Source organism: Seonamhaeicola maritimus, from assembly GCF_008056315.1.
Classification (GTDB): Bacteria; Bacteroidota; Bacteroidia; order Flavobacteriales; family Flavobacteriaceae; genus Seonamhaeicola; species Seonamhaeicola maritimus.
On record NZ_VRKQ01000010.1, the window covers coordinates 890194 to 916912 of the forward strand.

Annotated in this window: 22 protein-coding genes; 7 read left to right on the top strand and 15 right to left on the bottom strand. The window is 32.9% G+C overall.

Annotated features, from left to right (window positions below; translation table 11 throughout):
* Position 1: 1 nt before the first annotated feature.
* The 9 genes from FUA22_RS12105 to FUA22_RS12145 form a co-directional block, all read right to left on the bottom strand.
* The gene (locus tag FUA22_RS12105; protein ID WP_241664816.1) at positions 2-451 is read right to left on the bottom strand and encodes a TRAP transporter small permease; all 450 of its coding nucleotides are present in this window, start codon (positions 449-451) and stop codon (positions 2-4) included.
* A gap of 45 nt (positions 452-496) precedes the next feature.
* Complete coding sequence (locus FUA22_RS12110; RefSeq protein ID WP_147768696.1) at positions 497-1471, bottom strand: TRAP transporter substrate-binding protein; 975 nt, start codon at positions 1469-1471, stop codon at positions 497-499.
* A gap of 86 nt (positions 1472-1557) precedes the next feature.
* Positions 1558-2970, bottom strand: a complete 1413-nt coding sequence (gene uxaC, locus FUA22_RS12115; RefSeq protein WP_147768698.1) for a glucuronate isomerase — start codon at positions 2968-2970, stop codon at positions 1558-1560.
* Complete coding sequence (gene uxuA / locus FUA22_RS12120) at positions 2967-4148, bottom strand: mannonate dehydratase (RefSeq protein WP_147768700.1); 1182 nt, start codon at positions 4146-4148, stop codon at positions 2967-2969. Before uxuA ends, uxaC begins: the two co-directional genes overlap by 4 nt.
* Positions 4149-4165: 17 nt before the next feature.
* Positions 4166-4981: an SDR family oxidoreductase gene (locus FUA22_RS12125; protein ID WP_147768702.1), complete on the bottom strand. Its 816-nt coding sequence runs from the start codon at positions 4979-4981 to the stop codon at positions 4166-4168.
* A 161-nt stretch (positions 4982-5142) separates the two neighbouring features.
* Positions 5143-5988: an alpha/beta hydrolase family protein gene (locus tag FUA22_RS12130; protein WP_147768704.1), complete on the bottom strand. Its 846-nt coding sequence runs from the start codon at positions 5986-5988 to the stop codon at positions 5143-5145.
* Positions 5985-8750 carry a PD-(D/E)XK nuclease family protein gene (locus FUA22_RS12135; RefSeq protein ID WP_147768706.1) on the bottom strand — a complete coding sequence of 922 codons (2766 nt, stop codon included), beginning with the start codon at positions 8748-8750 and terminating at the stop codon, positions 5985-5987. Before FUA22_RS12135 ends, FUA22_RS12130 begins: the two co-directional genes overlap by 4 nt.
* Positions 8751-8820: 70 nt before the next feature.
* Positions 8821-10173, bottom strand: a complete 1353-nt coding sequence (locus tag FUA22_RS12140) for an OmpA family protein (protein ID WP_147768708.1) — start codon at positions 10171-10173, stop codon at positions 8821-8823.
* Between the two features lie 196 nt (positions 10174-10369).
* Positions 10370-13501, bottom strand: a complete 3132-nt coding sequence (locus FUA22_RS12145; protein ID WP_147768710.1) for a UvrD-helicase domain-containing protein — start codon at positions 13499-13501, stop codon at positions 10370-10372.
* Positions 13502-13624: 123 nt separating this feature from the next.
* Here FUA22_RS12145 and FUA22_RS12150 point away from each other — a divergent pair, with 123 nt between their 5' ends.
* Positions 13625-14233: a superoxide dismutase gene (locus FUA22_RS12150; RefSeq protein WP_147768712.1), complete on the top strand. Its 609-nt coding sequence runs from the start codon at positions 13625-13627 to the stop codon at positions 14231-14233.
* Between the two features lie 793 nt (positions 14234-15026).
* Here FUA22_RS12150 and FUA22_RS12155 read toward each other — a convergent pair.
* From FUA22_RS12155 to purN, 4 genes are all read right to left on the bottom strand, one after another.
* Positions 15027-16925, bottom strand: a complete 1899-nt coding sequence (locus FUA22_RS12155) for an amidophosphoribosyltransferase (protein ID WP_147768714.1) — start codon at positions 16923-16925, stop codon at positions 15027-15029.
* A 127-nt stretch (positions 16926-17052) separates the two neighbouring features.
* The gene (locus FUA22_RS12160) at positions 17053-17979 is read right to left on the bottom strand and encodes a PfkB family carbohydrate kinase (RefSeq protein ID WP_147768716.1); all 927 of its coding nucleotides are present in this window, start codon (positions 17977-17979) and stop codon (positions 17053-17055) included.
* A 184-nt stretch (positions 17980-18163) separates the two neighbouring features.
* Positions 18164-18805: a ribonuclease H1 domain-containing protein gene (locus tag FUA22_RS12165; RefSeq protein ID WP_147768718.1), complete on the bottom strand. Its 642-nt coding sequence runs from the start codon at positions 18803-18805 to the stop codon at positions 18164-18166.
* The gene (gene purN / locus FUA22_RS12170) at positions 18798-19364 is read right to left on the bottom strand and encodes a phosphoribosylglycinamide formyltransferase (protein WP_147768720.1); all 567 of its coding nucleotides are present in this window, start codon (positions 19362-19364) and stop codon (positions 18798-18800) included. Before purN ends, FUA22_RS12165 begins: the two co-directional genes overlap by 8 nt.
* Positions 19365-19551: 187 nt before the next feature.
* Here purN and FUA22_RS12175 point away from each other — a divergent pair, with 187 nt between their 5' ends.
* The 5 genes from FUA22_RS12175 (at position 19552) to pyk (ending at position 23843) form a co-directional block, all read left to right on the top strand.
* Positions 19552-19785, top strand: a complete 234-nt coding sequence (locus tag FUA22_RS12175; RefSeq protein ID WP_007647141.1) for an acyl carrier protein — start codon at positions 19552-19554, stop codon at positions 19783-19785.
* A gap of 12 nt (positions 19786-19797) precedes the next feature.
* Positions 19798-21045, top strand: a complete 1248-nt coding sequence (gene fabF / locus FUA22_RS12180) for a beta-ketoacyl-ACP synthase II (RefSeq protein ID WP_147768722.1) — start codon at positions 19798-19800, stop codon at positions 21043-21045.
* 12 nt (positions 21046-21057) lie between these two features.
* On the top strand, positions 21058-21798 hold the full coding sequence (gene rnc / locus FUA22_RS12185; RefSeq protein ID WP_147768724.1) for a ribonuclease III: 741 nt from the start codon (positions 21058-21060) through the stop codon (positions 21796-21798).
* A gap of 120 nt (positions 21799-21918) precedes the next feature.
* A complete protein-coding gene (locus tag FUA22_RS12190) occupies positions 21919-22401 on the top strand; it encodes an IPExxxVDY family protein (protein WP_147768726.1) in 483 nt (160 codons plus the stop codon).
* Complete coding sequence (gene pyk / locus FUA22_RS12195) at positions 22401-23843, top strand: pyruvate kinase (RefSeq protein WP_147768728.1); 1443 nt, start codon at positions 22401-22403, stop codon at positions 23841-23843. Before FUA22_RS12190 ends, pyk begins: the two co-directional genes overlap by 1 nt.
* A 319-nt stretch (positions 23844-24162) precedes the next feature.
* On the opposite strand, the gene FUA22_RS12200 is transcribed toward pyk, so the two are convergent.
* Both FUA22_RS12200 and FUA22_RS12205 read right to left on the bottom strand, forming a co-directional pair.
* Positions 24163-24942, bottom strand: coding sequence for a hypothetical protein (locus tag FUA22_RS12200; protein WP_147768730.1), 780 nt, complete (start codon positions 24940-24942; stop codon positions 24163-24165).
* 137 nt (positions 24943-25079) lie between these two features.
* The gene (locus tag FUA22_RS12205) at positions 25080-25982 is read right to left on the bottom strand and encodes a 3-keto-disaccharide hydrolase (protein ID WP_147768732.1); all 903 of its coding nucleotides are present in this window, start codon (positions 25980-25982) and stop codon (positions 25080-25082) included.
* Positions 25983-26199: 217 nt separating this feature from the next.
* Between FUA22_RS12205 and FUA22_RS12210 the strand changes: the two genes are divergently transcribed.
* Positions 26200-26718, top strand: coding sequence for a VOC family protein (locus tag FUA22_RS12210; protein ID WP_241664817.1), 519 nt, complete (start codon positions 26200-26202; stop codon positions 26716-26718).
* Position 26719: the final 1 nt, after the last annotated feature.

Genomic DNA, 26719 nt, shown 5'->3' on the forward strand with positions numbered 1-26719 from the left:
GTTAGTCGGTTATTTGGTTTTTAGAAATCTTGTTAATGTGATATATTGAGAACCACATAATTAGCAATCCGCTAAAAGGTAAAATGGCATAAATATATCCTAAAGGAATACGTAAGGTTCCTGATAGTTGCCCTAGGTGAAGGGTGGTATAAACTAAGTTAAAACCACCAATAACCATAACAATTAAGGCGAATAGAAAGATTAAGATTTCAATGATTATTGAAACCTTCTTTTTGGTGGTATCTGAGAATTTCCTGTATAAGAAATCCATTGATAAATGCTCTCTTTTTGCATTCAAATATGCTGCGCCAAGAATCGACATCCATATTAATGAAAATCTGGCTAGCTCTTCTGTCCATGAAAAAGAACCCTTTAAAATATATCTTGAAAATACTTGAAATAAAACATCAAATACCAAAAGGGCAAATATCCCAATTAGGAATATTTCCATAAACCTAACTACTTTGTTAAAAAAAGAATTGGATGTGCTCATATTCTAATGCGATTTAATTGCTTTAACTGTTTCAGATAATTCTGGATGCTCCTTTTCAAATTCTTCTAAAACCGATTTTGATTTATCAGCGAACAACGATTTTTCCGGAATAATAATCTCTACACCTGCTTTCTTTACAATTTCCATACACTCATCTACAGATTCTTTCCAGAAACGTTTCTGAGCTTGAGCTGACTCACTTGCAGCTTCTTGAACCCAAACCTTTTCTTTCTCAGATAATTTATTCCATTGTTTAGTACCAATAAGCAGTACATCAGGTACTGCAGAATGTTCGTCTAATGTATAATATTTACTAATCTCATAATGGTTTGATGATACAAAAGATGGCGGATTGTTTTCAGCGCCGTCAACCACACCTTGCTGAATGGCAGTATATAATTCACCATAAGACATTGGTGTTGCGGAACCACCTAATGAGTTAACCATATTTATGGCCATTTGGTTGTTCATTACCCTTATTTTTAGACCTTGTAAATCTTCAGGAGTTCTTACGGCTTTAGTTGAGGTATAAAAACTTCTACTACCGGCATCATAGTAGCATAAACCACGAAGCCAAAATTTTTCGCCTTTTTCTAAAACTGACTTTCCAACATCTCCTTCTAAAACATCAAACATATGTTGTTTATCTCTAAATAAATAAGGAATTCCGAAGACGTGATAATCAGGAACAAAGTTAGACATAGTTGCTGCACTTACTTTAGTAATTGCAACACTTCCTATTTGCAGGAGTTCCACCACTTCTCGTTCAGACCCTAATTGTCCGTCAGGAAATATTTTAATTGTTAATGTACCATTAGATTTTTTAGCGAGTGCTTTTTGGAACTCAACAATACCTTTATGAACTGGATGTGTTTGAGGTAATGTATGGCCTAAATAAAGCACTTTTTTATCAGAGTTCTTTTTACAGGAAAAAAGCCCGACAAATAAGAATAGTACTAAAAGAGTTTTATAGTTCATGGTTAATTATAGTTTAGTTCATAAGTTAGTTTAATTCTAACAACTACAAATATACTAAAAATACAATCGATTGTATTTCTTTAATTCTATTTAAAATTAAAATAGTTTTTAGCGTTGTTATAACAAATGTCTTGAATCATTTTTCCTAGGAATTCTGTATCATTAGGTACAAGCCTTTTGTTTAAATCATCTGCAATAACATTACATAATATACGTCTAAAATATTCATGTCTTGGGAATGACAAAAAACTACGACTATCTGTCAACATTCCAATAAATTTACTCAATAATCCCATGTTTGAAAGCACGTTTAGCTGCTTTTCAATACCATCTTTTTGGTCTAAAAACCACCAAGCAGCTCCCCATTGCATTTTACCAGGAATACCTCCAGTGTTAAAGTTACCCATCATGGATGCAAAGGTTTCATTCTGAGCTGGATTTAAGTTATACGTAATGGTTTTGGCTAATTGATCCGTTCTATCAAGTGCATTCAGAAACTTAGAAAGCCCTTCAATAATTGGGTAATCAGCAATAGAATCACAACCAGCATCGGCACCAACAAGTTCTTTTAAACGTTCGTTGTTGTTTCGAATAACTCCTAAATGGTATTGTTGTGTCCATCCTTTTTCGTGATATTTTTTGCCTAAATGTAGTAAAAGACTTGATCTGTATTTCTGTATTTCAAGTTCGGTAAGCCCTTCAGATTTAGGGTTCTTTTCAAAAATGGTGGTTATTTCATCATCATTGAAACCTACAAAAGAGAAAGCACCACTAATACCATAATCTGATAACCTGCAACCATTTTTATGGAAGAATTCTATTCTTTCGTCAATAGCTTTTAACAATACTTCATAGCTATCAATAGAATAGTTTACACAAGCACTAAGCTTTTCTAAATAAAGATTAAACTTTTCTTCACCTATAAAAAACAGCTCATCTGGCCTGAAGGTAGGGTAGACTTTTGTAAAGTAGTTAGCTTTTGCTATTTGTTGATGGTATTTTAAGTCATCGGTTGGGTCATCCGTGGTACAAACCACCTCTACATTCATTTGCTCTAACAATTGAGCAGGTGTTCTGTTCTCTAAAATACTATTAGCTTCTTCGTAGATTTCAGAAGCATTATTAGGTTGCAAAACTGTATCTATATTAAAATAACGTTTAAGCTCAAGTTGCGTCCAATGAAATAACGGATTCCGTAGGGTATTAGGAACTGTTTCAGCCCATTTTTCAAATTTTTCCTCTAATGGGGCATCGCCAGAAATGTAGTATTCTTCAATGCCATTAGCGCGCATTCCACGCCACTTATAGTGGTCTCCACTTAACCATGCCTTAGTAATATTACCAATAGGTTTATTTTCGGCAATTTCTTTAGCTGATAAATGATTGTGATAATCTATAATGGGAACAGTTTTGGCATAATCATGATAAAGCATTTCTGCCTCTTTTGATTCCAGTAGAAAATTATCTGCTATAAAATTTTTCGAAATTATTGAACTCATAAATTTAAACTTTTACTAATGCCCAATTCTAAGCCTCTAAGTTCTGCTAGCCCTCTTAACCTTCCAATCCCAGAATATCCTGGATTTGTTTTTTTGCTTAAATCATCAAGCATTTGATGACCATGGTCTGGTCTCATAGGGATTTTAACATCATTACGTCCAGTTTCTTTACGCCTTTTTTGTTCAATTAAAACTTCCTTTATTACTGAGTACATGTCTACATCACCTTCTAGGTGATTAGCTTCATAGAAATTACCTGAGGCATCGCGCTGCGTACTTCTTAAGTGTAAAAAGTGAACACGGTCTGCAAATCGTTTAAATATTTGAACTAAATCATTATCTGCTCTAACTCCTAAAGATCCTGTGCAATAGGTGATGCCGTTCGAAATGTTTGGCACATTATCAAATAGGTAAGCGTAGTCTGCCTCTGTACTTACAACCCTTGGTAAACCTAAAATTGGATACGGCGGATCATCAGGATGAATACACATTAGCACATCATTTTGTGAAGCTATTGGAATTATTTCTTTTAAGAAAGCTACTAGATTTTTTTTTAAAGTATCTGCATCAATATTTTTGTATGTGTCTAAAATAGTTTGAAACTGCTCTAAGGTATAACCTTCTTCCGCTCCAGGTAGGCCTGCAATAATATTATTAATTAATTGCTTTTTGTTTTCCTCTGAAAGATTGTCAATATATTTTTTGGCAGCTTCTTGTTGTTCTATTGAATAATTATATTCTGCTCCGGGACGTTTTAATAAAAATAATTCAAAGGCAGCAAATGCTATAACATCAAACCGAAGGGCTTTAGAGCCGTCATTCACTTGAAACCCTAAGTCTGTACGTGTCCAATCTAAAACAGGCATGAAGTTATAACAAACAATTTTAATCCCGCACTTAGCTAAATTTTCAATACTTTTTTTATAATTTTCAATATAAGCTTGAAAATTTCCTGAACGTGTTTTTATATTTTCGTGCACAGGAATACTTTCTACAACACTCCAGGTTAAACCTGTGTTTTCAATGGTTTCCTTTCTTTGTTGAATCTCTTCAACTGTCCATATTTCTCCATTGGAAATATGATGCAATGCAGAAACAATTCCAGTAGCTCCTGCTTGTTTTATGTCAGATAAAGATACAGGGTCATTTGGTCCGTACCATCTCCATGTTTGTTCCATTTTATAAAATTTAAATTTTAAACACCACTAAAAGCACTAAAACCGCCATCAATTGGAATTACTATTCCTGTAATAAAACTTGCCGCTTCACTACATAAAAAATGAATGGCTCCATTTAGTTCTTCAGCTTCTCCAAAGCGTTTCATTGGTGTGTTGTTAATAATTGTATTACCTCGGTCTGTGTAGCTGCCGTCTTCATTTGTGAGTAATCTACGGTTTTGATTTCCTATAAAAAAGCCTGGAGCAATGGCGTTTACTCTAATTTTTCCACCAAATTTTGTAGCCATTTCAACAGACATCCAACGTGTGAAATTCTCCATTGCAGCTTTTGAAGCTGAATATCCTACCACTCTTGTAATAGCTCTTTCAACGGTCATTGAAGAAAAATTCACAATACACCCTTCGGTTTGTTTCGCCATAACCTTTCCAAAAACCATTGAAGGTAAAACCGTTCCGTTTAGGTTTAAGTCTGTTACTTTTTGAAAGTCTTCCATTTTTAAATCGAAGATTGTTTGGTCTGGTCCAATTGTGGCTCCTGGCATATTCCCACCTGCAGCATTTAATAAAATATCAATTCTTCCAAAATGCTTTAAAATAGCATCTCTGTTTTGTTCCAGAGTTGATTTGTCTAAAACATTAGTTTCAAGACCAATGGCTTCACCTCCATGCTCATTAATACTTTTTACAACACTATTAATGGTTTCTTGCTCCCGGTCCAAAATAACGATTTTAACTCCTGAGTTAGATAAACTTTGAGCAATAGTGCCTCCAAGAACTCCGGCACCTCCAGTTATGATGGCTACTTTATTTTCTAAACTAAACTTTTGACTCATACTTATTTTTTTAGATTTAAAATGCAGTTATAACCGAAATTTAATTGGTTTTGTGCATAACTATGCAAATATATAAAAATTTTCGTGTACGCACACGAAAAATACAAAACACAATCTTTTTTTGGATTATTTAAGGTATGGACAGTGCATTGATATATAGTTTAGCGTTTTAAAAAAATAATGCTTTTATCAACTACTTCTTTAAGCTCTTTTGGAAGATGGTTATAATTCCAAGGGTGTTTTGATTCAAAAACATGGTTAGCATTTTTGATAATTACTAATGAACTATCTGGATTCCATTTATGAAGATTTTCGGCTTCGTTAATTAGAATACTTGTATCGTTATCACCATGAATAATAAGATGAGGTATTTTTAAATTTGAAACGGCCTTTTTAATGTTCAATGGTGTTCTGTTTTTATTTGTGTCTAAATAAAACTGATAATAATGAGGCATTTTTTGTTTTGTGCGTCCGTTTAGTACATATTTTACACCAGTTTTTTCCCAGTCTTCAATACCCTCACTAGTCACTGATCGACTTAAAAAATCAGAAACGCCTGCTAAACTAATGACCTTTTTTACTCTTGATTCATTATGCGCTTTGAGTAATACTATACCACCACCTCTACTATGACCCATGAGTGAAATGTCATTAAGGTTCCCCGAGCTTTTTATGGTTTCATTTTCAAAACTCCAATTTATAACTGATTGTAAATCATCTAATTCTTTGGTGTAATTATTATTGCCAAAAGCTTCCAAATCTGGGAAGTCTATAGGTTGTTCCATAGTACCTCCATTGTGAGAAAAATTGAATTTTATAAAGCAAAATCCGGCCTTAGCAAAAGCTTCAGCCATTAAATTCCAAGCACCCCAATCTTTAAATCCTTTGTAACCATGGCAAAATATTATTATGGGAGTATTGGTAGTTTTTTCTAAACAAGTTACATCAATTAAAATAGGTTTTTCGTGCTTGCCACCAATTATAAAAACATTTTTTTTAAATATCATATTTCTTTTTCAGTAAATGGAAAATCTGGATTACAAATTTCTAAAATAAGCCGTTTCAGTTCGGTTTTGAAACTATTAATTGTTTCTTGGGTGATTAAGGTGTTTTTTTTTGCCCAGGCCCCAGGTTTGTCCTTTTTGGCAAATTTTAAAAAGCCATTGCCTAAATTTTTAAATGAAATGATGCCAGCTTCCACTGGGAATTTCAGACCTCCAGATTGCTGCATCATATAGGCATAAGCAAGTACCTGAAAGCTTTTGCTGTACTTTTTATAATCGGTTGAAATGTCTTCCCAGTTTACAATTTCAACATCGCCTTGATTTACTTTTCCGGTTTTATAATCAATAATTCTAGTAACACCATTGTATTCATCTACACGGTCTACTTTACCAGTAAGTCTTACTGGAAAATCAAGTTCAGGAATATCAATAGAAATAGTATTTTCTGCTTCAATTGCAAAAATTTTAATTTGGTTACCAGCTTTTAAATCTTTTATTTCTAGATCTAAAAAGTTTGACACATAACGTTTGGCAATTTCAAAAATGATGAGGTTTTTACCTGTTTTTATATCACCTTCTTTAAAGGTGTCTTTAAAATGATGTTTCACGGTTTTAACTATATCCTTTTTTAAAGTTTTGATGATTTCGGCAGATAAAAAGGACCCAATTAGGGGCTTGTAAAAATCTTCAAGAGTATTGTGTACAACGGTGCCTAAGGTATTTGCGGCTACAGTTTCTTCTACCTCATCATGTTCCCTGATTCTCAAAATTTTCTGATAATAAAAGTCTATGGGATTTCTTATATAGTTTGTAAGTGAGGAGGGTGAAAAACCATTTTCTGCAATCAATTTTAGTTTTTCAATAACATCATCTGTCTTTTCAACAACATTTAAATGGGTTTCAATAACAGGTACTTGAGGCGATATAATTTGATGTTCTATTTTATGAATACCTTCAAGTTCTAACTGCGTAATAAATCTGCTTTTTTCTCCACCTGTTAATACATCAGTTTCGGTATTATATAGTATATAAACATTTTTGGCACGCTGTAATAAACGATAAAAGTGATAAGTATAGACCGCATCTTTTTCCTTATAAGTAGGAAGTTTATTTTCTAATTTTACATCAAATGGAATAAAGGAATTATTACTTTTTCCTGAAGGAAGAATACCTTCGTTTACACCAGAAATAATAACTGTTTCAAAATCTAAAACACGAGATTCTAACATGCCCATCACCTGTAGTCCTTGTAAAGGCTCTCCTTGAAAGTCTAATGTTTCTGATGAAAGCAGTTCCTTATAAACACTGAATAAAGAAGTAATGTCTTTTATATGGTTGAATTCTGAGTTTAGTCTAATCAATTCATTGAATAATTCATGAAATCTGAATAGGTATTCTAATGAAAGTAAATTAGAGGTTTTATTTTCATTTAAATACTCTTTAAAAACCAGAATGAGTTGAGAACAATGATTTAAGGAATTACTAATGGAAATGTCCCAATTTGAAAACAATAAATGAATAACATCAGATGACTCAGGAGCTATTTGTCTTAGCCTTTCTGTGTTAAGATAAACAAGGTTATTAGTGTCAATAGCCTCAATTATTTTGGATGCGTAATCCACAGAATTTACTGTAAAAAGGGGTCTTATAAATTGATGAGAAACAATCTTAATGATGTCTTTATAATAAAACGATTTTGACTGGTTCTTATGAACTTGAAAAAGCGTCTCAAATAATGAAGCTAAAGCTATAGACTTTAGCGGAAAGCCCATAGTGATATTCAAAGCCTGAATATTTTCTGGTAAAGAGTTTAATGTTGGAATCAGTAAGTTTTCATCACCTAAAACCACAGCGGTATTTTGGAGAAAAGCATTGCCATCTTTCAGTTTATTTAAAAGCGAACCAATATATTTAGCTTGCCCGATACTTTTAGGGATTCCTACAACTGAAATGTTTTTGTTTTTAGAATAGTTATTCGTAATCCAGTTGAAAGGGTGTTTTTTAAAATAAGACCAATTAGTTATATGTTGCCTTGAAAATAATGCTGCATCATGTTTAGGGTTGTCCATAAAAACCTGATCTATGTCCCAATATATTTGAGCTAAATCGTTTTGAAGTAATTCTTGAATTATGGTTTCCTCTGCCGTATTAAGCGCATTAAATCCTAAAAAAATATGTTGCTTATTTGAATTGGCCTGAATATAAGATTCTAAATTTTCAACGGCTTCTCTATAAATTAAACCTTGATACCCCGTTTTTTTATTTAAAAGAGTTTCCGTAAAACTGGAGTAGTAACCGTTTAACTTATTCCAGAACGATAAATATTTTTTAATGAAATCGGTTTGCTTTTCTTCTTGAGACCAATGGTTATGCTCTATCTCTTTAATAGCACTTAAATAATTGAAAATATTCTTTTGCGGAATAAGGAATCGGTCAATTTCATTAAAATCTTGAAGCAATATTTGAGCCCATTTAGAGAAGGATTCAAACGAATCAATCTCCTCTTTTTTAGTTAGTTCTAGGTAGGTGTTATAAAACTCAAATAGAAGCTCAGTATTGGTAACACTTTTTAGTTCTGATAATTCTTCGACAAACTCTTCAATACTAATTATAGAAGGCGCAAAAAAATTTTTTTTAGTGATTTGAGATAATTGATGCTTTAAAAATAAACCAGCTCTTTTACTTGGTAGTACAAAGGTTAAGTTAGAGAAGTTTGGGTTCTTATTATGTAAATCTTTTAAAACATCAAAAATGAATGTAGTCATTGTATAAAAATAAAAAACGCTTCGGGATTCCCGAAGCGTTTTTTAAAAAGTTATTTATTGAATTAACAAATTATTTTGCTAAGTTAATTTCTACTCTTCTGTTTTGAGCTCTACCAGCTCTTGTTTTGTTAGAAGCAACTGGATTAGACTCACCATAACCTTTAGAAGATAATCTGAATTGATCAACTCCGTTAGAAGTTAAGTAATCTTTAACTGCAGCAGCTCTAGCTTCAGAAAGACTTTGGTTTAATTTTTCACTACCCACGCTATCAGTATGTCCTTCAACAGTAAACTTAGAATTAGGATACTCGTTAAGGATTTTTATGATATCTGCTAGTACTTCGGCAGACTCATCTTTGATAGAAGATTTACCTGTATCAAAGTTGATAGTTTTAGCGTACTCATTTAAAGTTTTTTGAACTTCTTCAGTTACTTCAGGACATCCATTGTTAGCAACAGTACCTTTAACATCTGGACATTTATCGTCTTTATCTAAAACACCGTCACCGTCAGTATCTGGCCATGGGCAACCTTTGTTAGCAGCAGGTCCTGCAGTGTTAGGACATTTATCATCTCCATCAGTTATACCGTCACCGTCAGCATCAGGACAACCATCTAAAGCTTTTAAACCAGCTACAGTAGGACATTTATCTTTGTTATCAGCAATACCATCGCCATCAGAATCAGGACAACCGTTTAATTCAGCTAAACCAGCTTCATTAGGACAATCATCTTTACTATCTTCAATACCGTCCCCATCAGAATCAGGACAACCATTGAAAGCTTCTAAACCAGCTACGTCTGGACAAGCATCGTCTTTGTCATAGATACCATCACCATCTGTATCAGTTCCACCAAATTTGATAGAAAGACCAGCAGTGTGTTGGAAGTGAGTGTCTAAGTAATCTTCAAAAGCATGTTTGTATGCAGTTTGAAGTGTGAAACCAATGTTTTCGTTAAACCAAATGTTTAACCCTAAAGTACCGTTTAAAGTACCTGCACCAATTTCATCAACCCAAGTATAACCACCACCTACACCTAAATAAGGATCAAGAGTAGTGCCTTGTTTGAAGTTGTACTTAATAGTACCATCAATACCGTAGTAAGATAAATCATCTACTGAGTTACCTTCTCCCCAAGTATCAATTTTGTTTAATGAACCAGCAGCGCCAAAAGAAAAACCGTCACCTAAATATTTAGATACAGAGATTGTTGATAATGAAGGAAGTATGTTCCAGTTATCAACATCTGCGAATTTGTCGAAAATAGATTCGCCAAATGGGGCTCCGTCTCCATTAGGGTGGGCATCAACTGCATTAACTCCAATGGTAATTTGCCATGGATTGTTTTTGTCTTGAGCATCTGCGTAATTGTAACCAAGTACAAGAACAAACGCTAACAATAATCTGCTAAGATTTTTCATATTCAAAAGTTTAATTTTTAAGTGTTAATTGTAAACAAAAGTAAGTTGTTAAATGTTATTAACAAAGACAAATATATAAAAAAATCGTACAAAAGTGCGGTTCATCGATAGTTCAGGACGATTTTAGATAATATATTCATTCTTTTCAATTAGTTTAGACCCTATTAAGTAGTTTAAGTCACATTTGTAAGTATTCTTACAATGTTTTAATTGAAATTTGTTCATTAATATATACTAAAATTTTATCTATTACTTTGAATTTCATTTCTTCAAGTACATCTTGGTAAGATTGTAACTGCTGTACATGCTTTTTGTCATGGTTTCCCGTTTTGTAATCAATAATTACAGCTTCATTATTGTTATTAATATTAATTCTATCAGGTCTTAGTATCATTCCTTCTTTAGTAATTATATCACGTTCATTATATATGGTGTGGCTTGAATTATAATATTCAGTCAGAAGCGGATGGGTTACAATTTCAGATATCATTATTTTTAAACCTTTTGACTGTTCTTTATTTATTAGAGAAGCATCAATGAACTTATTTATAACAATATCTACATCATCCTTAATTTTAATTTGGGACATTATATTATGGATAAGGTTTCCTTTTTCAATAGCCTCTTTTTGATGTGTATCCCATAATAGACCTGCTTTTGTAACTACTTTAATATTATGATCTTCTTTTGAAGTTGAAATAAATTCGTTTTGTAGAACCGTATTTTCTTTTACTAATGTTGTTTTTGATGTTCTATCTGCCTTACCAAAACTATAAGTAAGTTGCACTTCATTCCAAACACTTTTATGTATTAGGTAATTGATAAACATGCCAGAGTATTTTTTTGTGTTAATCAAACCTTTAGCTGATATATCTTTTTTTGATATAATATATAACTGTTCTACAGCTCTAGTTAAAACCACGTATAATAAATTAATATTGTCTAATTCTAATTCTGACTGGTGCTGATTAAAAATTCTTAATCCTTCGTCACCGTATTGCTCAAAATCTTTATTATAATTTAATAAGGTATTAGAAAAACCATGGTAATGTTCTTTATTCAATCTAAACCATGCTTTAGGCTCCACTTCTTTATATATATCTAAATCTGCATAAGGGAAAATAACCACTGGAAATTCCAATCCTTTAGATTTATGAATGGTCATAATCTGAACCGCATTTTGTTCTTTAGGTGTAACTATGCTTAATGAATCTTTTTTCTTATCAAAATAATCTAGGAAAGCGGAAATATCAGAACCTTTCTTTTGTGAAAATTCTAAAACAATGTCTAAGAAATACTGAATATAGGCATTGGATGTCTTCACCAAATTAAAACCTCTAACAATAGTTTCAGCTAAATCATAAAGTGGAAGTTGAATAATACTATTGTTTATATAAATGTTGTAAGCCTCAAAACTTTTGAAAAGTTCAGCTATTGTCAAATCTAAATGTGTTGAAAAGAAATGATGTTTGTCTTTAATATCCAACAAGGTGGTTAAAAAGTTTAAAGCCGAAACTTTGACCTCATTGTTTTTAGGCTGAATGAGTAACTTTAAAACATCATTTATGAAATTGACTTCAGGTGAATTACTAATTAATAAGGTTTCAGATGATACTATTGATATTTGATGTTGGCTCAAATAATTGGCAACCGCAACCCCTTCCTTCTTTTTTCTTACTAAAACACAAATATCTTCTAGTTGAAAACCTCTATTAAGACAATATTTAATTTTATCTAAAACTGAAGTTGTAAAGCATTCGTCTCGGTCATCTGATTTATCAAAATCCAAAAACGATAATTCTAGATACCCAGCTTCTTCTAAAAAAGATTCTTGATAACCATTTCTATAAAGATCTTGATAATCCTCATTTGTAATAACATTATGAGATAAAAACTTAAAAAAACTATTATTAAAGTTTACAATCTCTTTAAAACTACGGTAGTTAGTTGGTAAATTTTCAACTTCTTTTTCAATGTAAAACGGATTTTCATCATTGAATAAACCAATAAATTGTTCTGCTTTACCTCCGCGCCAGCGGTAAATAGCTTGTTTAGCATCACCAACTAACATGGTGCTTCCGTTTTCAGTAGACAGCGCATTGTTTAATAACGGAATTAAATTCTGCCATTGATTAACAGATGTGTCTTGAAACTCATCGATAAAATAATGCTTAAATTTTTCACCAATACGCTCATAAATGAATGGTGTAGGTTGCCCCTTTATTTGGTTGCTAATAATGGTATTGAATTCTGAGATGAGCATTTTGTTTTGCTCCTCTTTTAGTAGTTTTAATTCATTATTAATGGCGTTTAAAACAGAAAGAGGGGTAATATTTTTATAAAAATTTTTCAAAAACTTAAGGTGAAAAACCAGTGCTTTTACTGTTTTAAAGGTTATTCCTATTTCAGGTAAAATGGCGTCTATAGTATTTGCTAAAGCAGGATCAATTTTTGCAGAATACAACCCTTTTCTTTCTGTAATGTTTTCTTCAAGTTTATTATTGTAAAGACCATCTAGCTTTAATTGTGTAGCTTTTTCAAAATGATTAGGCAATGTACTTCTTGTAAAATCTTTATGTTCCAAACCTGCCTCATCAATTAAAGTTAAAGCATTTTGTGCATGTACTGTAATAGAATTTTCAGCAGCAACAATATCCTTTTTTAACTGTGCTTTAAGCGTTTTAAAACCATCAAGTGTTTTATGAGTTAAGGTTTCAATGAAGGGGATGTCATTTTCATTCACTAATAGTTTTGCGACCTTATTAAAGTCTAATGCCACATCCCAACTTTTATCATCATCGGCTTTTTCTATGGCAAATTCAACCAAAACATTTGTAAGAGCGTCATTAGTCCCAGCCTTAGAAATTAAACTGTCTACGGCTTGGTTCAGCAAGTCATCTTGATCTAATTCAACATCAAAATTTAAAGGGAGTTTTAAATCGTAAGCAAAAGTTCGTATTAATTTATGTGTAAAGCCGTCAATGGTAGAAATATCAAAAGCAGCATAATTAAAGATAATGGTATTAAGAATATTTTTAGACTTGCTATGTATAATGTTCGGAGCCATTTGTAACTCGTCACAAATGGTAATAAACATACTGTTTGAGTCAAGTAAAATATTCTCGTCAGAAAATTGTTTGAGCGTTTCAATAATACGTTCTTTCATTTCGGTTACCGCTTTGTTGGTAAACGTAATGGCAAGAATATGCTTAAACCTTTCTGGGTTGGTAGACTTGAATAAAACCTTCAAATATTCCTTTACCAATGTAAATGTTTTTCCACTTCCAGCAGAAGCATTGTAAATGGTAAAAGAACTAGGTTTATTCATAAATTGTAAATTGCTACAAGATAAAAACTATCAATGGTTTCATAACAATTAATTATTTTTAATTGAAGCCATTTATACGTAAATTTGAAATGAAATTAATTACAAATAATAAAACAAGAAATTATGGCTTTTGAATTACCAGATTTAGGATATGCGTATGATGCATTGGAACCACACATGGATGCTCGTACTATGGAGATACATCATTCTAAGCACCACGCAGGATATACAAATAATTTAAATAACGCAATTGCGGGAACAGATTTAGAAGGGCAATCAATAGAAGATATCCTTACTAATTTAGATATGGATAACGGCGCTGTTAGAAATAATGGTGGCGGGTATTACAACCACTCTCTATTCTGGACAGTTATGAACCCGGAAGATAGAGGTTATTTATCAGGAGAGTTAAAAGATGCTATAGAAGCAACTTATGGGTCTAAAGACGAATTTATTGCAGCATTCAGTAAAGCAGCAGCAACGCGTTTTGGGTCAGGTTGGGCTTGGTTATGTGTTCATAAAGGTGGTAAAATAGAAATCTGCTCTACACCAAATCAAGATAATCCGTTAATGCCAGGAGTAAGCTGTGGCGGCACTCCAATTTTAGGATTAGATGTTTGGGAGCATGCATACTACTTAAACTATCAAAACAGACGTCCAGATTACATCAGTGCATTTTTTAATGTAATTAACTGGAATGAAGTAGAAAGACGTTACGCAGAAGCGAAATAATCAAATATACTTTTAAGTGTTAAGGTCGTTTAGGAAGTTTTTCTAGACGACTTTTTTTATGGCGTTACCCAAGGGTCGGGCTTTCGGTAGTCGCTTTTTTGTATTTCTGTAATTCCTGCTAGGGCAGGATTCCATAAACATAAAAGAGCTCCAACAATACCTCAATCCCTAACGCAAAAACAGAGCCTAATAAAAATGAAAAAGGTGAACGAGAATGTTCACCTTTTTGCCCCAAATCTACCATAAACTTAACCTACTTATGTTATGGTGACACTAAAAATATAGAAGAGATCGAGTAAAAAAAAATATTTTAGTCCAACTACTTATATATTAGCTTAAACGGATTTTTAATAACTGTGATAATGAGAGAGGTAGAACAGAAAAAAATAGAATTAGACATAAAAAAAAGGTGAACGAGAATGTTCACCTTTTTGCCCCAAATCTACCATGAACTTAACCTACTTATGTTATGGTATTTCAAATGTATTGAAGTAGATAGCTTGAATAAAAAAATATTAGTCGAACTACTTATAAATTAGCTTAAATGAAATTTGGAGAATTTATTTAAAAATGAAATAATTTATACAATAGGAGAATAAATCGCATAAAAAAAGGCGAACGAGAGTTCACCTTTTTTTGCCCCAAATCTACCATGAACTTAACCTACTTATGTTATGGTGACACCAAGTTAGATGTAATTTATATAATCCGTCTATTTTTTAGACAAAATGCATATATATCAGACGAAATGTATATTTTTTAGATTAAGTGTCTAAAAATAAAAAGTGGTCAATTAATAAGCACGTTCCTTATTGCCTTCATAAAAGTTGATAAATGCTTTGTTTACAACTCGGTTACCTCCAACCGTAGGATAGTTTCCTGTAAAGTACCAGTCTCCTAAATTCTTCGGGCATGCCTTATGCAAGTTTTCAATAGGCTGGAAAATAATTTTTACTTCAGCATTTATAGATTCATCACTAAGTAATTCAGCAATTTTATCCGAGATTTGTTCAGCAGTAAAAGGGTTATATATTTCCTTTACAAAATTCTTAACATCTCTATCAGCCAAATCTTCTTGTGCTTTACATTTTTCGTAAACATCCTTAACAATATGGAATTTGTTATTTTCTTCTAACAATGCCAAAGCTGCGTTAAAAGCAATTAAGCTTTCAAGATTTGCCATATCAATACCGTAACAGTCAGGATAGCGTATTTGAGGAGCAGAAGACACTACAATTATCTTTTTAGGGTTTAACCTATCAAGCATTTTTAGAATACTTTTCTTCAAAGTTGTACCTCTAACAATACTATCATCAATAATTACCAAATTGTCGTTTGGTTTTACAACGCCATAAGTAACATCATAAACATGAGCTACTAAATCGTCTCTACTACTATCTTCAGTAATAAAGGTTCTTAGCTTCACATCCTTAATTGCTATTTTTTCTACACGAATTCTTTCGGATAATATGTCGGTAACTTCTTCAGCAGATATATTTCTTTGACCTGTTAATATGGTTTTGGTTTTGGTTTTGTTTAGCTCATTTTCGGCTGTTTCAACCATGCCAAAAAATGAAGTTTCGGCAGTATTAGGAATAAAGGAGAAAACGGTGTTTTTGGTATCATTATTAATGGCTTCCATTACTTTGGGCATCAATAACCTACCTAACATTTTTCTTTCCTCATAAATTTCAGCATCACTTCCTCTTGAAAAATAAATGCGCTCAAATGAACAGGCTTTACGTTCTAATGGTTCCAGAATTTGTTTAAACCTTACATCTCCATTTTTCTTTGTAATAATGGCTTGACCAGGTTCTAATTCTTTAACATCTTCAAACTTTACATTGAATACAGTTTGAATGACAGGGCGTTCTGAAGCCACTACAACAACTTCATCATCTTTATAATAGTAAGCAGGACGTATACCTGCAGGGTCTCTTAAAACAAAGGCATCACCATGACCAATAAGTCCAGCCATAGCATAACCCCCATCCCAATTTTTAGCAGCCCGTTTTAGTATTTTAGATACTTTAAGTCTTTCTGCAATCTTAGGAGATGCTTCTTGTTTATTGTAGCCTTCTTTTTTTAGATCTCTATAAATTTTACTTACGGCGTCATCTAAAAAGTGGCCAATTTTTTCCATTACGGTAATGGTATCGGTGTATTCTTTTGGGTGCTGTCCTAATTCAATTAAATTACTAAATAGTTCTTTAACATTTGTCATGTTAAAGTTACCTGCCATAATTAGGTTTCTGTGCATCCAGTTGTTTTGTCTTAAAAACGGATGTACACTTTCTACACTGTTTTTTCCAAAGGTGCCATAACGTACATGACCAAGAAGTACTTCACCTATGTATGGAATGTTTCTTTTTTGTGCAGCAACATCATTAAGATATTCCGGGTTAGCCTTAAACTCATTGTTAACACGGTCATTAATTTGAGCAAAAATATCTTGAATAGGCTGTTGGGCCACAGAGCGAATTCTACTTATATAGCGTTGCCCAGGTTGAGTGTCTAATTTAATACTTGCAAAACCAGCACCATCTTGCCCACGATTGTGTTGCTTTTCCATCATCAAGTACATTTTATTGACGCCATAAAATGCACTTCCATATTTTTCTTTGTAATACTCTAGTGGTTTTAAAAGTCTAATAACTGCTATACCACATTCGTGTTTTAAGATATCACTCATATTAATTTTTTTTTCGCCTCTAACATTCTTTAGTTAGACGTACGGAAATAATAAAATAATTTATCTAGAATTAATTTCTAGAGTTTTGTTTATAATTAAAAACGCGCTCTATTATGAGCGCGTTGGTTTATCCTAATTCTATTTCAAACTGCGTTAATTGCTTAAACTGCAGTAATCTTTTATGCACTTCATCGTTTGATAAATTCTGCATACGTTCCGTTCCAAACTTCTCAACACAAAACGATGCTAATGTTGAACCATAAATAATAGCATTTTTCATGTTTTCAAAAGAGATGTCATTTGTTTTTGCAAGATAGCCTGCAAACCCACCTGCAAAGGTGTCACCTGCTCCTGTTGGATCAAACACTTCTTCTAAAGGTAACGCCGGTGCATAAAACACATTATCATCATGAAATAATAAAGCACCATGTTCACCTTTTTTAATAACTACATATTTTGGCCCCATAGCATGAATCTTTCTAGCGGCAACAACAAGTGAATATTCTCCTGTTAATTGTCTAGCTTCTTCATCATTTATGGTAATAACGTCTACGCGTTTTATAACATTGTATAAATCATCAAGGGCAGAATCCATCCAAAAATTCATGGTATCTAAAACAACTAAATCAGGTTTTTTCGTCATTTGATCTAACACACTTGATTGAACGATAGGGTGTAGATTTCCTAACATAACAACACTAGCATCTCGATAGTTTTCTGGTACCACAGGATTAAAATCTGCAAGGGTGTTAAGTTCAGTCACCAAAGTGTCTCTAGAATTCATATCGTTATGGTAACGACCGCTCCAGAAAAATGTCTTTCCTTCTTTAACAATTTCTACACCTTCAAGGTTAATATTTCTGTCAGATAATAGATCTAAATATTTTTGAGGAAAATCACCGCCAACTACTGATACAGCTGCGGCGTCTATATTAAAATGAGAAGCAGCAAGACCTATAAAAGTTGCGGCACCACCAAGTATTTTATCGGTTTTTCCGAAAGGCGTTTCAATAGCATCAAATGCCACAGTGCCAACAATAACTAATTTACCCATAAAAAGGATTGACAATTTTGTGCAAATATAAGTCTTTTACACAGGTATTCAAGAATATTTTTTGAGTGGATAATAGCGCCTTTTTAAAAGCTTGTGACTTTTTAAAATCTGAAGTGTCTTAAAATTAATTGCTATTATCAATTTAATTGATATTGGGGGATATAACTAGTTTTATATCCCTTGATTATTTTCTTCCAAAATCAGCCGGAATTTCACCCCAGGCTTTGGTTTCCCACTTAACAATTACGGTATTATAAGTATTAGATTTTAACCATTCAACAGCTCTGTCAACCAATTCAAAAAGTGGTTTATTTTTTTTATTGCGTTCTAATTTAGTATTGCAGGTTTTCTTTTTAACCCAGCTAATAGCAGTTCTAGAATCTGTATATATAATATGACTGCTGTTGTGTTTTTTTAAAAAAGCTAATCCGTGTACAATGGCTAAAAACTCACCAATGTTATTAGTGCCTTCTTCAAAAGGACCTTGTATAAAGAATTGTTTTTTGGTTTTGGTGTCTACGCCACGGTATTCCATTTTTCCAGGGTTGCCGCTTGAGGCAGCATCAACACTAATGGAGTTGTAATTAGGTTGCCCTATTTTTTTTAGTTGTTCTTCAGAAAGTTCACTTTTAAACTTAGCTATTTTTCCTATGTAATCTTTATAATTGCCTTTAAGGGCTTTTTTAGCAGCTTCAAACGTAGCGAATGATTTGTATTGGGCGCCTTGATAATCTTTTATTTGAGCTTTACAGTCATCCCAAGATTCAAAAACACCAGTGTGATGACCTTTCCAAACGGTGTAATATTTCTTTTTCTTTTTAGCCATTTAAAAGCTTATCAACCACTTTTGGAAAATGTTCCATTTCTAATTCATGAATTTTAGCAGCTACATCATTAGCTGAATCTGTTGGTAATACATTGCATTTAGCTTGAAAAATAGTAGCTCCTTCATCATAATTTTCATTCACATAGTGTATGGTTATACCTGTTTCAGTTTCTTTATTTTCAACAACAGCATTATGCACACGCATACCATACATGCCTTTTCCTCCAAATTTTGGAAGTAGAGCAGGGTGTACATTAATCACTTTATTAGGAAATTCGGCTAATATATTCTCAGGAAATTTCCATAAAAAACCAGCTAATATTATAAGGTCTGGATTTGAAGTTTTTAAGATGTTCAAAACATCATTAGTTTTGGTAAAAGCAACTCTATTAAATGAAAGTGCACTAATTTTAAGCCTTTTTGCTCTGTCTAAAACTTTGGCATGGGGATTGTTGGTAAGCACTTGAATAACAGATACATTATCACTGTTTTGAAAAAACTTTATTAAATTTTCAGCATTAGATCCACTACCGGACGCAAAAATTACTACGCGTTTCATATTACAGACTGTAATGTTAAGATTGTTCAAACAAAAAAAAGAATAATTATTAACATTTAGCTGGTAAAATTAAAATACTTAAAAGTTATTTTAGTAAATTACAGACACATTTTTTAAGTAAAGATGTGTTTTAAAAATAAAGTTTTTTATTTTTGCCAACTGAATTAAAACTTAAAATTAAAAGATTATGTCAGACATTGCATCAAGAGTAAAAGCGATTATCGTGGACAAATTAGGAGTTGATGAGAACGAAGTTGTTACGGAAGCGAGCTTCACAAACGATTTAGGAGCAGACTCATTAGACACTGTGGAACTAATTATGGAATTCGAAAAAGAATTCGATATTCAAATACCAGACGATCAAGCTGAAAATATTGCAACAGTTGGTCAAGCTATCTCTTATATAGAAGCTGCAAAATAAGCACATTACTTTATGGAATTAAAGCGAGTTGTAGTCACAGGCTTAGGGGCTTTAACACCTATAGGCAATACCAAAGATGAATATTGGGATGGTCTAGTTAATGGTAAAAGCGGTGCTGCGCCTATAACGTATTATGATACCGAAAAGTTTAAAACCAAGTTTGCATGCGAGGTTAAAAACTTTAACGCAACAGATTTTCTTGATAGAAAAGAAGCTCGTAAAATGGATAAGTTTGCGCAGTATGCTATGGTGGCTTCAGATGAAGCTATTGCAGATGCCAAATTAAATCTAGACGAGGTTAATAAGTTGCGCGTTGGTGTTATATGGGGCGCAGGTATTGGTGGATTAGAAACCTTCCAGCAAGAAGTTTTAAACTATGCTGGTGGTGACGGAACACCAAGATTTAACCCATTCTTTATTCCTAAAATGATAGCTGACATTGCGCCAGCAAATATCTCCATAAAACATGGTTTTATGGGACCAAACTACACAACGGTTTCTGCTTGTGCATCTTCTGCTAACGCTATATTTGATGCTTTAAACATGATACGTTTAGGGCATTGTGATGTTATTGTTACAGGAGGAAGTGAAGCAGCGGTTACTATTGCAGGTATGGGTGGTTTTAATGCTATGCATGCATTATCTACTAGAAATGAAAGTCCTGAATCAGCTTCAAGACCATTTGATGGAACCAGAGATGGTTTTGTTTTAGGTGAAGGAGCAGGTGCTTTAATTTTAGAAGAGTATGAGCATGCTAAAGCTAGAGGAGCTAAAATTTATGCTGAAGTTGCAGGAGGAGGATTATCTTCTGATGCACATCACATGACAGCGCCTCACCCAGAAGGAATAGGTGTAGTTGAGGTAATGAAAAATTGTTTAGAAAATGCAGGACTAAACCCTGAAGATGTAGACCATATCAATACACATGGTACATCTACGCCTTTAGGAGATGTAGCTGAGTTAAAGGCTATCTCTAAAGTTTTTGGAAGTCATGCTAAAAACATAAATATTAATTCCACTAAATCAATGACAGGGCACCTGTTAGGTGCAGCTGGAGCTATTGAAGCCATCTCTAGTATTTTAGCTATTGAGCATGGTATTGTACCTCCAACAATAAATCATACTACTGTTGATGAGAATATTGATCCGGAATTAAATTTAACTTTAAACAAAGCTCAGAAGCGCAACGTAAAAGTAGCAATGAGTAATACATTTGGATTTGGCGGACACAACGCTTGTGTATTATTCAAGAAAATATAGACTGAATCCCGAATGAAAAACATTCGTAACATATTAAATTCCCGTTTTAAACGCAACGGGAATTTTTTTATGGAATTAACTAAGATTCTTGGTTTTAAACCCAAACATATTGAGTTCTTTAAAACGGCGTTCACACATCGTTCTATGAATTTAAGAGATGGTGAGGGAAATGCTATTAACTATGAACGTTTAGAGTTTTTAGGTGATGCCATGTTAAGCTCTGTTATAGCATCACATTTATATCAAGAAGTGCCAAGTGGTGATGAAGGTTATCTAACCAAAATGCGCTCTAAAGTGGTAAGTAGAGAGCATTTAAATGAATTGGGTAAAGAACTAAATTTAATAGATTTAGTTGAAAGCAAAATACCCGCAGGACAGTTTGGTGATAATATTCATGGTAATTTATTTGAAGCTTTAGTAGGCGCTATTTTCTTAGATAGAGGTTATAAATACTGCGAAAAATTTATATTCAAGCGCGTTATTCTTCCAAAAGTAGATATTGAAAAACTTGAAGGTAAAGTTATAAGCTATAAAAGTTTGCTTATTGAATGGTGCCAGAAAGAAAAGAAAACATTTGGTTATAATGTTTATGAAGATACTGGTAATGACGATGTTAGGCATTTTTCTGTAAAACTATCCATAGACCAAAAAATTGTTGCCAAAGCCAGAGCCACCTCAAAGAAAAAGGCCGAAGAAAAAGCATCGAAGCGTGCTTTTTTTGCATTTCAGAATAAAATTTCTAAGATGATATAATAAATTACTGTCAAATTAAAGCTAACTATAACGTTTTAGTTGGCTTTATTTGTAGGATTGCTGGAAACCTATAACAATTCAGCATATTAAATATTATATTTACGCCGTTAAAATTAGGGTATGGCAATTCATAAACTTGTTTTAGATGATGTTGAAGAAGACCTATTTACTTTAATTGCAATACATTGCACACTTGAAGATTATAGGCTAACATATCTATTAAATAAGTTTTTAGGCATTACCCTTACCAGAAGAGCATCAGATTTAGATTTCCAAAATGGAGAACTTACCTATTCAATTTTTGAATGGGAAGATTGCAAACAGCAAACCAATTGGAGTTTAGTATCTAATGTATGTAAAACGGAAGATTATAGACAAGGTATTAGTGATTCGTTATTTAGTATACAAGAGAAAACCACTAAGAACAATTATTTAGTACCAGAATATAAAACCGTTAATTATTTTTTAAAAATAGATAACGAATTCAATTTTAGTAAAGAGAAGTATATTTTAAACAGTATATTAAAAATACCGCAAGTGGCCACAGCCTATAGTATTGAATCTGATCAATTGAAATCTAAGGACCATTTAATTTTTAGCTAATGTCAATAAGAAAGAAAACCAAAATAGTAGCAACATTAGGACCCGCAACAAGCAGTAAAGAAGTGCTTAAAGGCATGCTTGAAGAAGGGGCTAATGTATTCAGAATTAATTTTTCGCATGCCGATTATGACGATGTAACCGAACGTATAAAAATGATTCGTGAGCTTAACGAAGAATACGGTTTCACTGCTGCAATTCTTGCAGATTTACAAGGACCAAAACTTCGTGTTGGAGTAATGAAGGAAGAAGTAGTAGTTAATCCTGATGATGAAATCATTTTTGCAACCGGAGAACGTTTTGAAGGAACCAAAGAGCGTGTTTACATGACCTATGATAGGTTTCCGCAAGATGCAAAACCAGGTGAGCGTATCCTTTTAGATGACGGAAAATTAATTTTCGAAGTTGTTTCAACAGATAAAAAGAGCGAAGTAAAAGCCAAAGTAATTCAAGGCGGACCGCTTAAATCTAAAAAAGGAGTAAACTTACCAAATACTAATATATCTCAACCAGCCTTAACTGAAAAAGATATTGAAGATGCAAAATTTGCAGTAAGTCTTGATGTAGATTGGATAGCGTTATCATTCGTACGTCACTCAGAAGATTTAATGCAGTTGCGAGATTTAATAAATCAACACAGTGAACATAAGATTCCTATTATAGCTAAAATTGAAAAACCTGAGGCTATTGAGAATATTGATAAAATTGTAACACATTGTGATGGTATTATGGTAGCACGCGGCGATTTAGGAGTTGAAATTCCTGCAGCCGATGTACCTTTAATTCAAAAGCAATTAGTATTACGTGCTAAAAAGGCAAGAATTCCAGTAATTATTGCTACGCAAATGATGGAAACCATGATTTCCAGCCTTACTCCAACCAGAGCAGAGGTAAATGATGTTGCAAATTCTGTAATGGATGGTGCCGATGCTGTAATGCTTTCCGGCGAAACATCAGTAGGTAATTATCCGGTTCAGGTAATTAAGCAAATGGCTAACATTCTTAGTAGTGTAGAAGATTCGCCATTAATTAAAGTACCACAATTACCGCCACATATTCGTACCAATCGTTATATCACAAAATCTATTTGTTACCATGCCGCTAATATGGCAAACGAAATTAGCGCAAAAGCTATTTCAACCTTAACAAATAGTGGTTATACAGCGTTTCAAATTTCGGCTTGGAGACCATCGTGTCATATTTTAGTATTTACATCAAACAAGCGTATTTTAACACGTTTAAGTTTACTTTGGGGTGTACATGCTTTTTACTATGATAGGTTTGTAAGTACAGACGAAACTATTGAAGACGTAAATAAAATTGCTTGTAAACAAGGCTATGTAGATGCTGGAGATATGCTTATTAGTTTAGCCGCCATGCCAATAAAAGACAAAGGTATGGTTAACACTTTACGTGTTACAGAAATTGAAACCTGTAGTTTTTAACTCGTAAATTATTTGGGCGTTACCCTAGCGGGTCGCGCTTTTCATTATATCTTTTAAATAACAAACCCTGCTTTTTTAAGCAGGGTTTGTTATTTAAAAGGATGCCATTACAATCGCTAACGCAGGTGTCTGCCAACTTAAAATTTTTAGGCTAAATTTCTTTTTTTTATGAGAGGCTCGTTTAACGGTCTTGTATAAGAATAGTGCGGTTTTGTATGCGAGGATTTTCCGAAGGAAAATCAGATGTAACAAAAGTGCACGGACTCTTGATTAAGCACTAAACTACGCATTATTTTTATACGTTGTTAGCCATAGTATTTTAATTTCCGAATGGACTTTTATCATTCATAAACGGACTTTCAAAAGTTGTCCAATCGGTTGTTTTTAATGATTTTCCATCAATGTTCATTGGTGTAAACCTTACTTTGTATTTCCCCTTTCTTTTAAATGTAAATGCACCTGAACACATATCGTGTCCAACATTTAATTTTCCATTCCACTCTTTTATATAATAGACAGATTTCTTATTAGTTTCTGTTTCGATGACTTCTGTTTTGTACCATATTTCAGATTCAGATTTGTTTTTAATTTTGAAAATTGCATTTGCTTCAGGACCACAGCCATAATGTACAACATCCGTTTTTTCAAATTCAAGAGTTAGATTAGAATTCAGGTTCTCAAGTGCTTTTTTATCTTTTGTTTTCCAATATACTTTTTCTCTTTCTTTTTTCTCTCTGTTATACGTTGTCATTTCCCTAACTTCATTTTCAGTTTCGTCAGAGTATTTTAGAAAGTATTTTGTGTTTGGCTTTAATTCTGATGTTGGACAGAAAATAGCTTGGGTTAATTGCATTTGTCCAGTCAAGATTTCTTGAAGATTCAGTTCAATTAATTCTCCGTTTTCACTTTCAAGATAAACTGTTCTCTCTTTGAAGCTTTTTATTGTCTTTTGGCTGAAAGCATAACCTTCAACAATGAACATTGAATTCAAGCTGATTTCTTTTGTCGAAGGATAGAATTGCATTCCCATTCCTGCGCAATCAGCAAATACAGGTTTTATTCCGAAAGTCAGTAATAAAAGAAGTATGAATTTTTTCATAATGTTAGTTTCTCAAATGACCTCAAATATCGTTCCGTTCATATTATGGCTAATGGTCTTATGGATATAAATTGTATAGTATATTGTTTATATCCAACGTTAAACGAAGTTCGGGAATTTTTCTAGCAAAATTGTAACTAGAAAAGTGCTTTTTGTTCCGGAGTCAATGAATCTATTTCTCTAATTCTAATGTCTTTAAAAAATAATTCGGCAGCTTCACTTTGTAATTGAATTTTTCCTTTTATAAGCGGTATTGAATTACCGTTTTCGTCAATGTATCTAGAATTCTTTAAAATCATAACAACTTCACCATTTACAACATGCAAACTTTTGCCTTCAAAACAGTATAAGTCTAATGTGTTCCATTCGCCATGAGCTTTTTCATAATTACCACTTCGCATACAATAATTACCGTATGGACCATGCCTAGTTATAGATAAATAATCTTGAGATTCATGCGCTAAAGGGTCCAGGTTAGATTCTGGCTTATAAGCTCTAATATCTATAGCAGAATTTGCTTGACTCCAAAAATCACCTGTGTGTCCTTCCATAATTTGAAATTCTTGAGATAACATCCAAGACCTCCAATATTCCGCTGCCATAGGCCCTGTAGAATGGTATAGAATACCAGAGTCTTTTAATAAATTTTTTCTGTAAGCCCATGTTTTATTACCCCATTTGTATTTAAGTTGAAAATGGTAATTCTTAAATTCTCCTTTGGTTATTAAGCAACCGTAGTATTCTCCAGTATTTTTAATAATGGTGTTATCACCTTCTTGGATTGTTGTAAAAACATCATAACCCGGTTTGTTTAACCCAATAGGAGGGATTAGTTCTCCTTTTTTATTTTTTGGTTGGCTACCATCATACCCTGGTTGTATTTGATAACTTAAATAAGTATCCCATTTTGATAAGTCTTTGTCAATTAAATCATTCCAATTATCAGCTTCAATTACTTCAAGAAGTTGTTGGTTTTTAACTTGCTTAGAGCAAGATATTACAAGGAAAAGAAGGCAAAAAATTATTTTGTTAAGTGTCATTATTATTACAGATTAGTTTGCTTAAAAATTTCATGAAGTAAATTACAAAATTTCATAGCTTTTATAGTTGAAGATTTTGGTTTAAAAACCGGTGTTCAGTTTTTTATCAGTTGTTGCTTCATACATTCTGAGGATTTTTATCTAAGTTTAGCAGTAAAATGAACAACTAACTTAATAAACTAAACGTAATATGATAATTAATGTTAATAAGAATAAAATGGAAAACAACAGGGGTTTGAACTTTATTTGGAGAAGCTGGTTAATAGCCATGTTCCTTCTTGTAGGTACAGGATATGGTTTTGCTCAGAATACCGATTCTAAGGTTGCAAATGAAGACAAATCAGAAGCTAGGGTTACTGGTTTAAGAAATATTTGTGTACACGTATTGCAATTGGAGAAAACCTTAAAGCTCTATCGGGAAATCCTTGGTTTTGAAATGCATGATGCAGAGGTGTTTCATGGTCCAGGACTTAAAGGGATGTTGGCCATGAAGTTAAAAGCAAACGATTTGATGTTGACACTTTCACTTACTGCTCCTGAATATTGGCATCAAGTAGGGCCTATTGGAAATACTAACCACAACCACTTTATGCTTAGGGTTAATGATATAACAACCATTGGAGATAAACTAAAAGCCGAAGGCTATGAATTGGAAAACAACAATTATGCTAAAAATAAATACACCTTTTTTACGGGGCCAAACGGGGAAATTATAGGTTTGGCTGAATTCGATTAAC

What these genes read in the sequence shown, in the direction of transcription:
- FUA22_RS12105 (WP_241664816.1), bottom strand. Translation starts at nt 451, where the DNA reads ATGGAAATATTCCTAATTGGGATATTTGCCCTTTTGGTATTTGATGTT.
- FUA22_RS12110 (WP_147768696.1), bottom strand. Translation starts at nt 1,471, where the DNA reads ATGAACTATAAAACTCTTTTAGTACTATTCTTATTTGTCGGGCTTTTT.
- uxaC (WP_147768698.1), bottom strand. Translation starts at nt 2,970, where the DNA reads ATGAGTTCAATAATTTCGAAAAATTTTATAGCAGATAATTTTCTACTG.
- uxuA (WP_147768700.1), bottom strand. Translation starts at nt 4,148, where the DNA reads ATGGAACAAACATGGAGATGGTACGGACCAAATGACCCTGTATCTTTA.
- FUA22_RS12125 (WP_147768702.1), bottom strand. Translation starts at nt 4,981, where the DNA reads ATGAGTCAAAAGTTTAGTTTAGAAAATAAAGTAGCCATCATAACTGGA.
- FUA22_RS12130 (WP_147768704.1), bottom strand. Translation starts at nt 5,988, where the DNA reads ATGATATTTAAAAAAAATGTTTTTATAATTGGTGGCAAGCACGAAAAA.
- FUA22_RS12135 (WP_147768706.1), bottom strand. Translation starts at nt 8,750, where the DNA reads ATGACTACATTCATTTTTGATGTTTTAAAAGATTTACATAATAAGAAC.
- FUA22_RS12140 (WP_147768708.1), bottom strand. Translation starts at nt 10,173, where the DNA reads ATGAAAAATCTTAGCAGATTATTGTTAGCGTTTGTTCTTGTACTTGGT.
- FUA22_RS12145 (WP_147768710.1), bottom strand. Translation starts at nt 13,501, where the DNA reads ATGAATAAACCTAGTTCTTTTACCATTTACAATGCTTCTGCTGGAAGT.
- FUA22_RS12150 (WP_147768712.1), top strand. Translation starts at nt 13,625, where the DNA reads ATGGCTTTTGAATTACCAGATTTAGGATATGCGTATGATGCATTGGAA.
- FUA22_RS12155 (WP_147768714.1), bottom strand. Translation starts at nt 16,925, where the DNA reads ATGAGTGATATCTTAAAACACGAATGTGGTATAGCAGTTATTAGACTT.
- FUA22_RS12160 (WP_147768716.1), bottom strand. Translation starts at nt 17,979, where the DNA reads ATGGGTAAATTAGTTATTGTTGGCACTGTGGCATTTGATGCTATTGAA.
- FUA22_RS12165 (WP_147768718.1), bottom strand. Translation starts at nt 18,805, where the DNA reads ATGGCTAAAAAGAAAAAGAAATATTACACCGTTTGGAAAGGTCATCAC.
- purN (WP_147768720.1), bottom strand. Translation starts at nt 19,364, where the DNA reads ATGAAACGCGTAGTAATTTTTGCGTCCGGTAGTGGATCTAATGCTGAA.
- FUA22_RS12175 (WP_007647141.1), top strand. Translation starts at nt 19,552, where the DNA reads ATGTCAGACATTGCATCAAGAGTAAAAGCGATTATCGTGGACAAATTA.
- fabF (WP_147768722.1), top strand. Translation starts at nt 19,798, where the DNA reads ATGGAATTAAAGCGAGTTGTAGTCACAGGCTTAGGGGCTTTAACACCT.
- rnc (WP_147768724.1), top strand. Translation starts at nt 21,058, where the DNA reads ATGAAAAACATTCGTAACATATTAAATTCCCGTTTTAAACGCAACGGG.
- FUA22_RS12190 (WP_147768726.1), top strand. Translation starts at nt 21,919, where the DNA reads ATGGCAATTCATAAACTTGTTTTAGATGATGTTGAAGAAGACCTATTT.
- pyk (WP_147768728.1), top strand. Translation starts at nt 22,401, where the DNA reads ATGTCAATAAGAAAGAAAACCAAAATAGTAGCAACATTAGGACCCGCA.
- FUA22_RS12200 (WP_147768730.1), bottom strand. Translation starts at nt 24,942, where the DNA reads ATGAAAAAATTCATACTTCTTTTATTACTGACTTTCGGAATAAAACCT.
- FUA22_RS12205 (WP_147768732.1), bottom strand. Translation starts at nt 25,982, where the DNA reads ATGACACTTAACAAAATAATTTTTTGCCTTCTTTTCCTTGTAATATCT.
- FUA22_RS12210 (WP_241664817.1), top strand. Translation starts at nt 26,200, where the DNA reads ATGGAAAACAACAGGGGTTTGAACTTTATTTGGAGAAGCTGGTTAATA.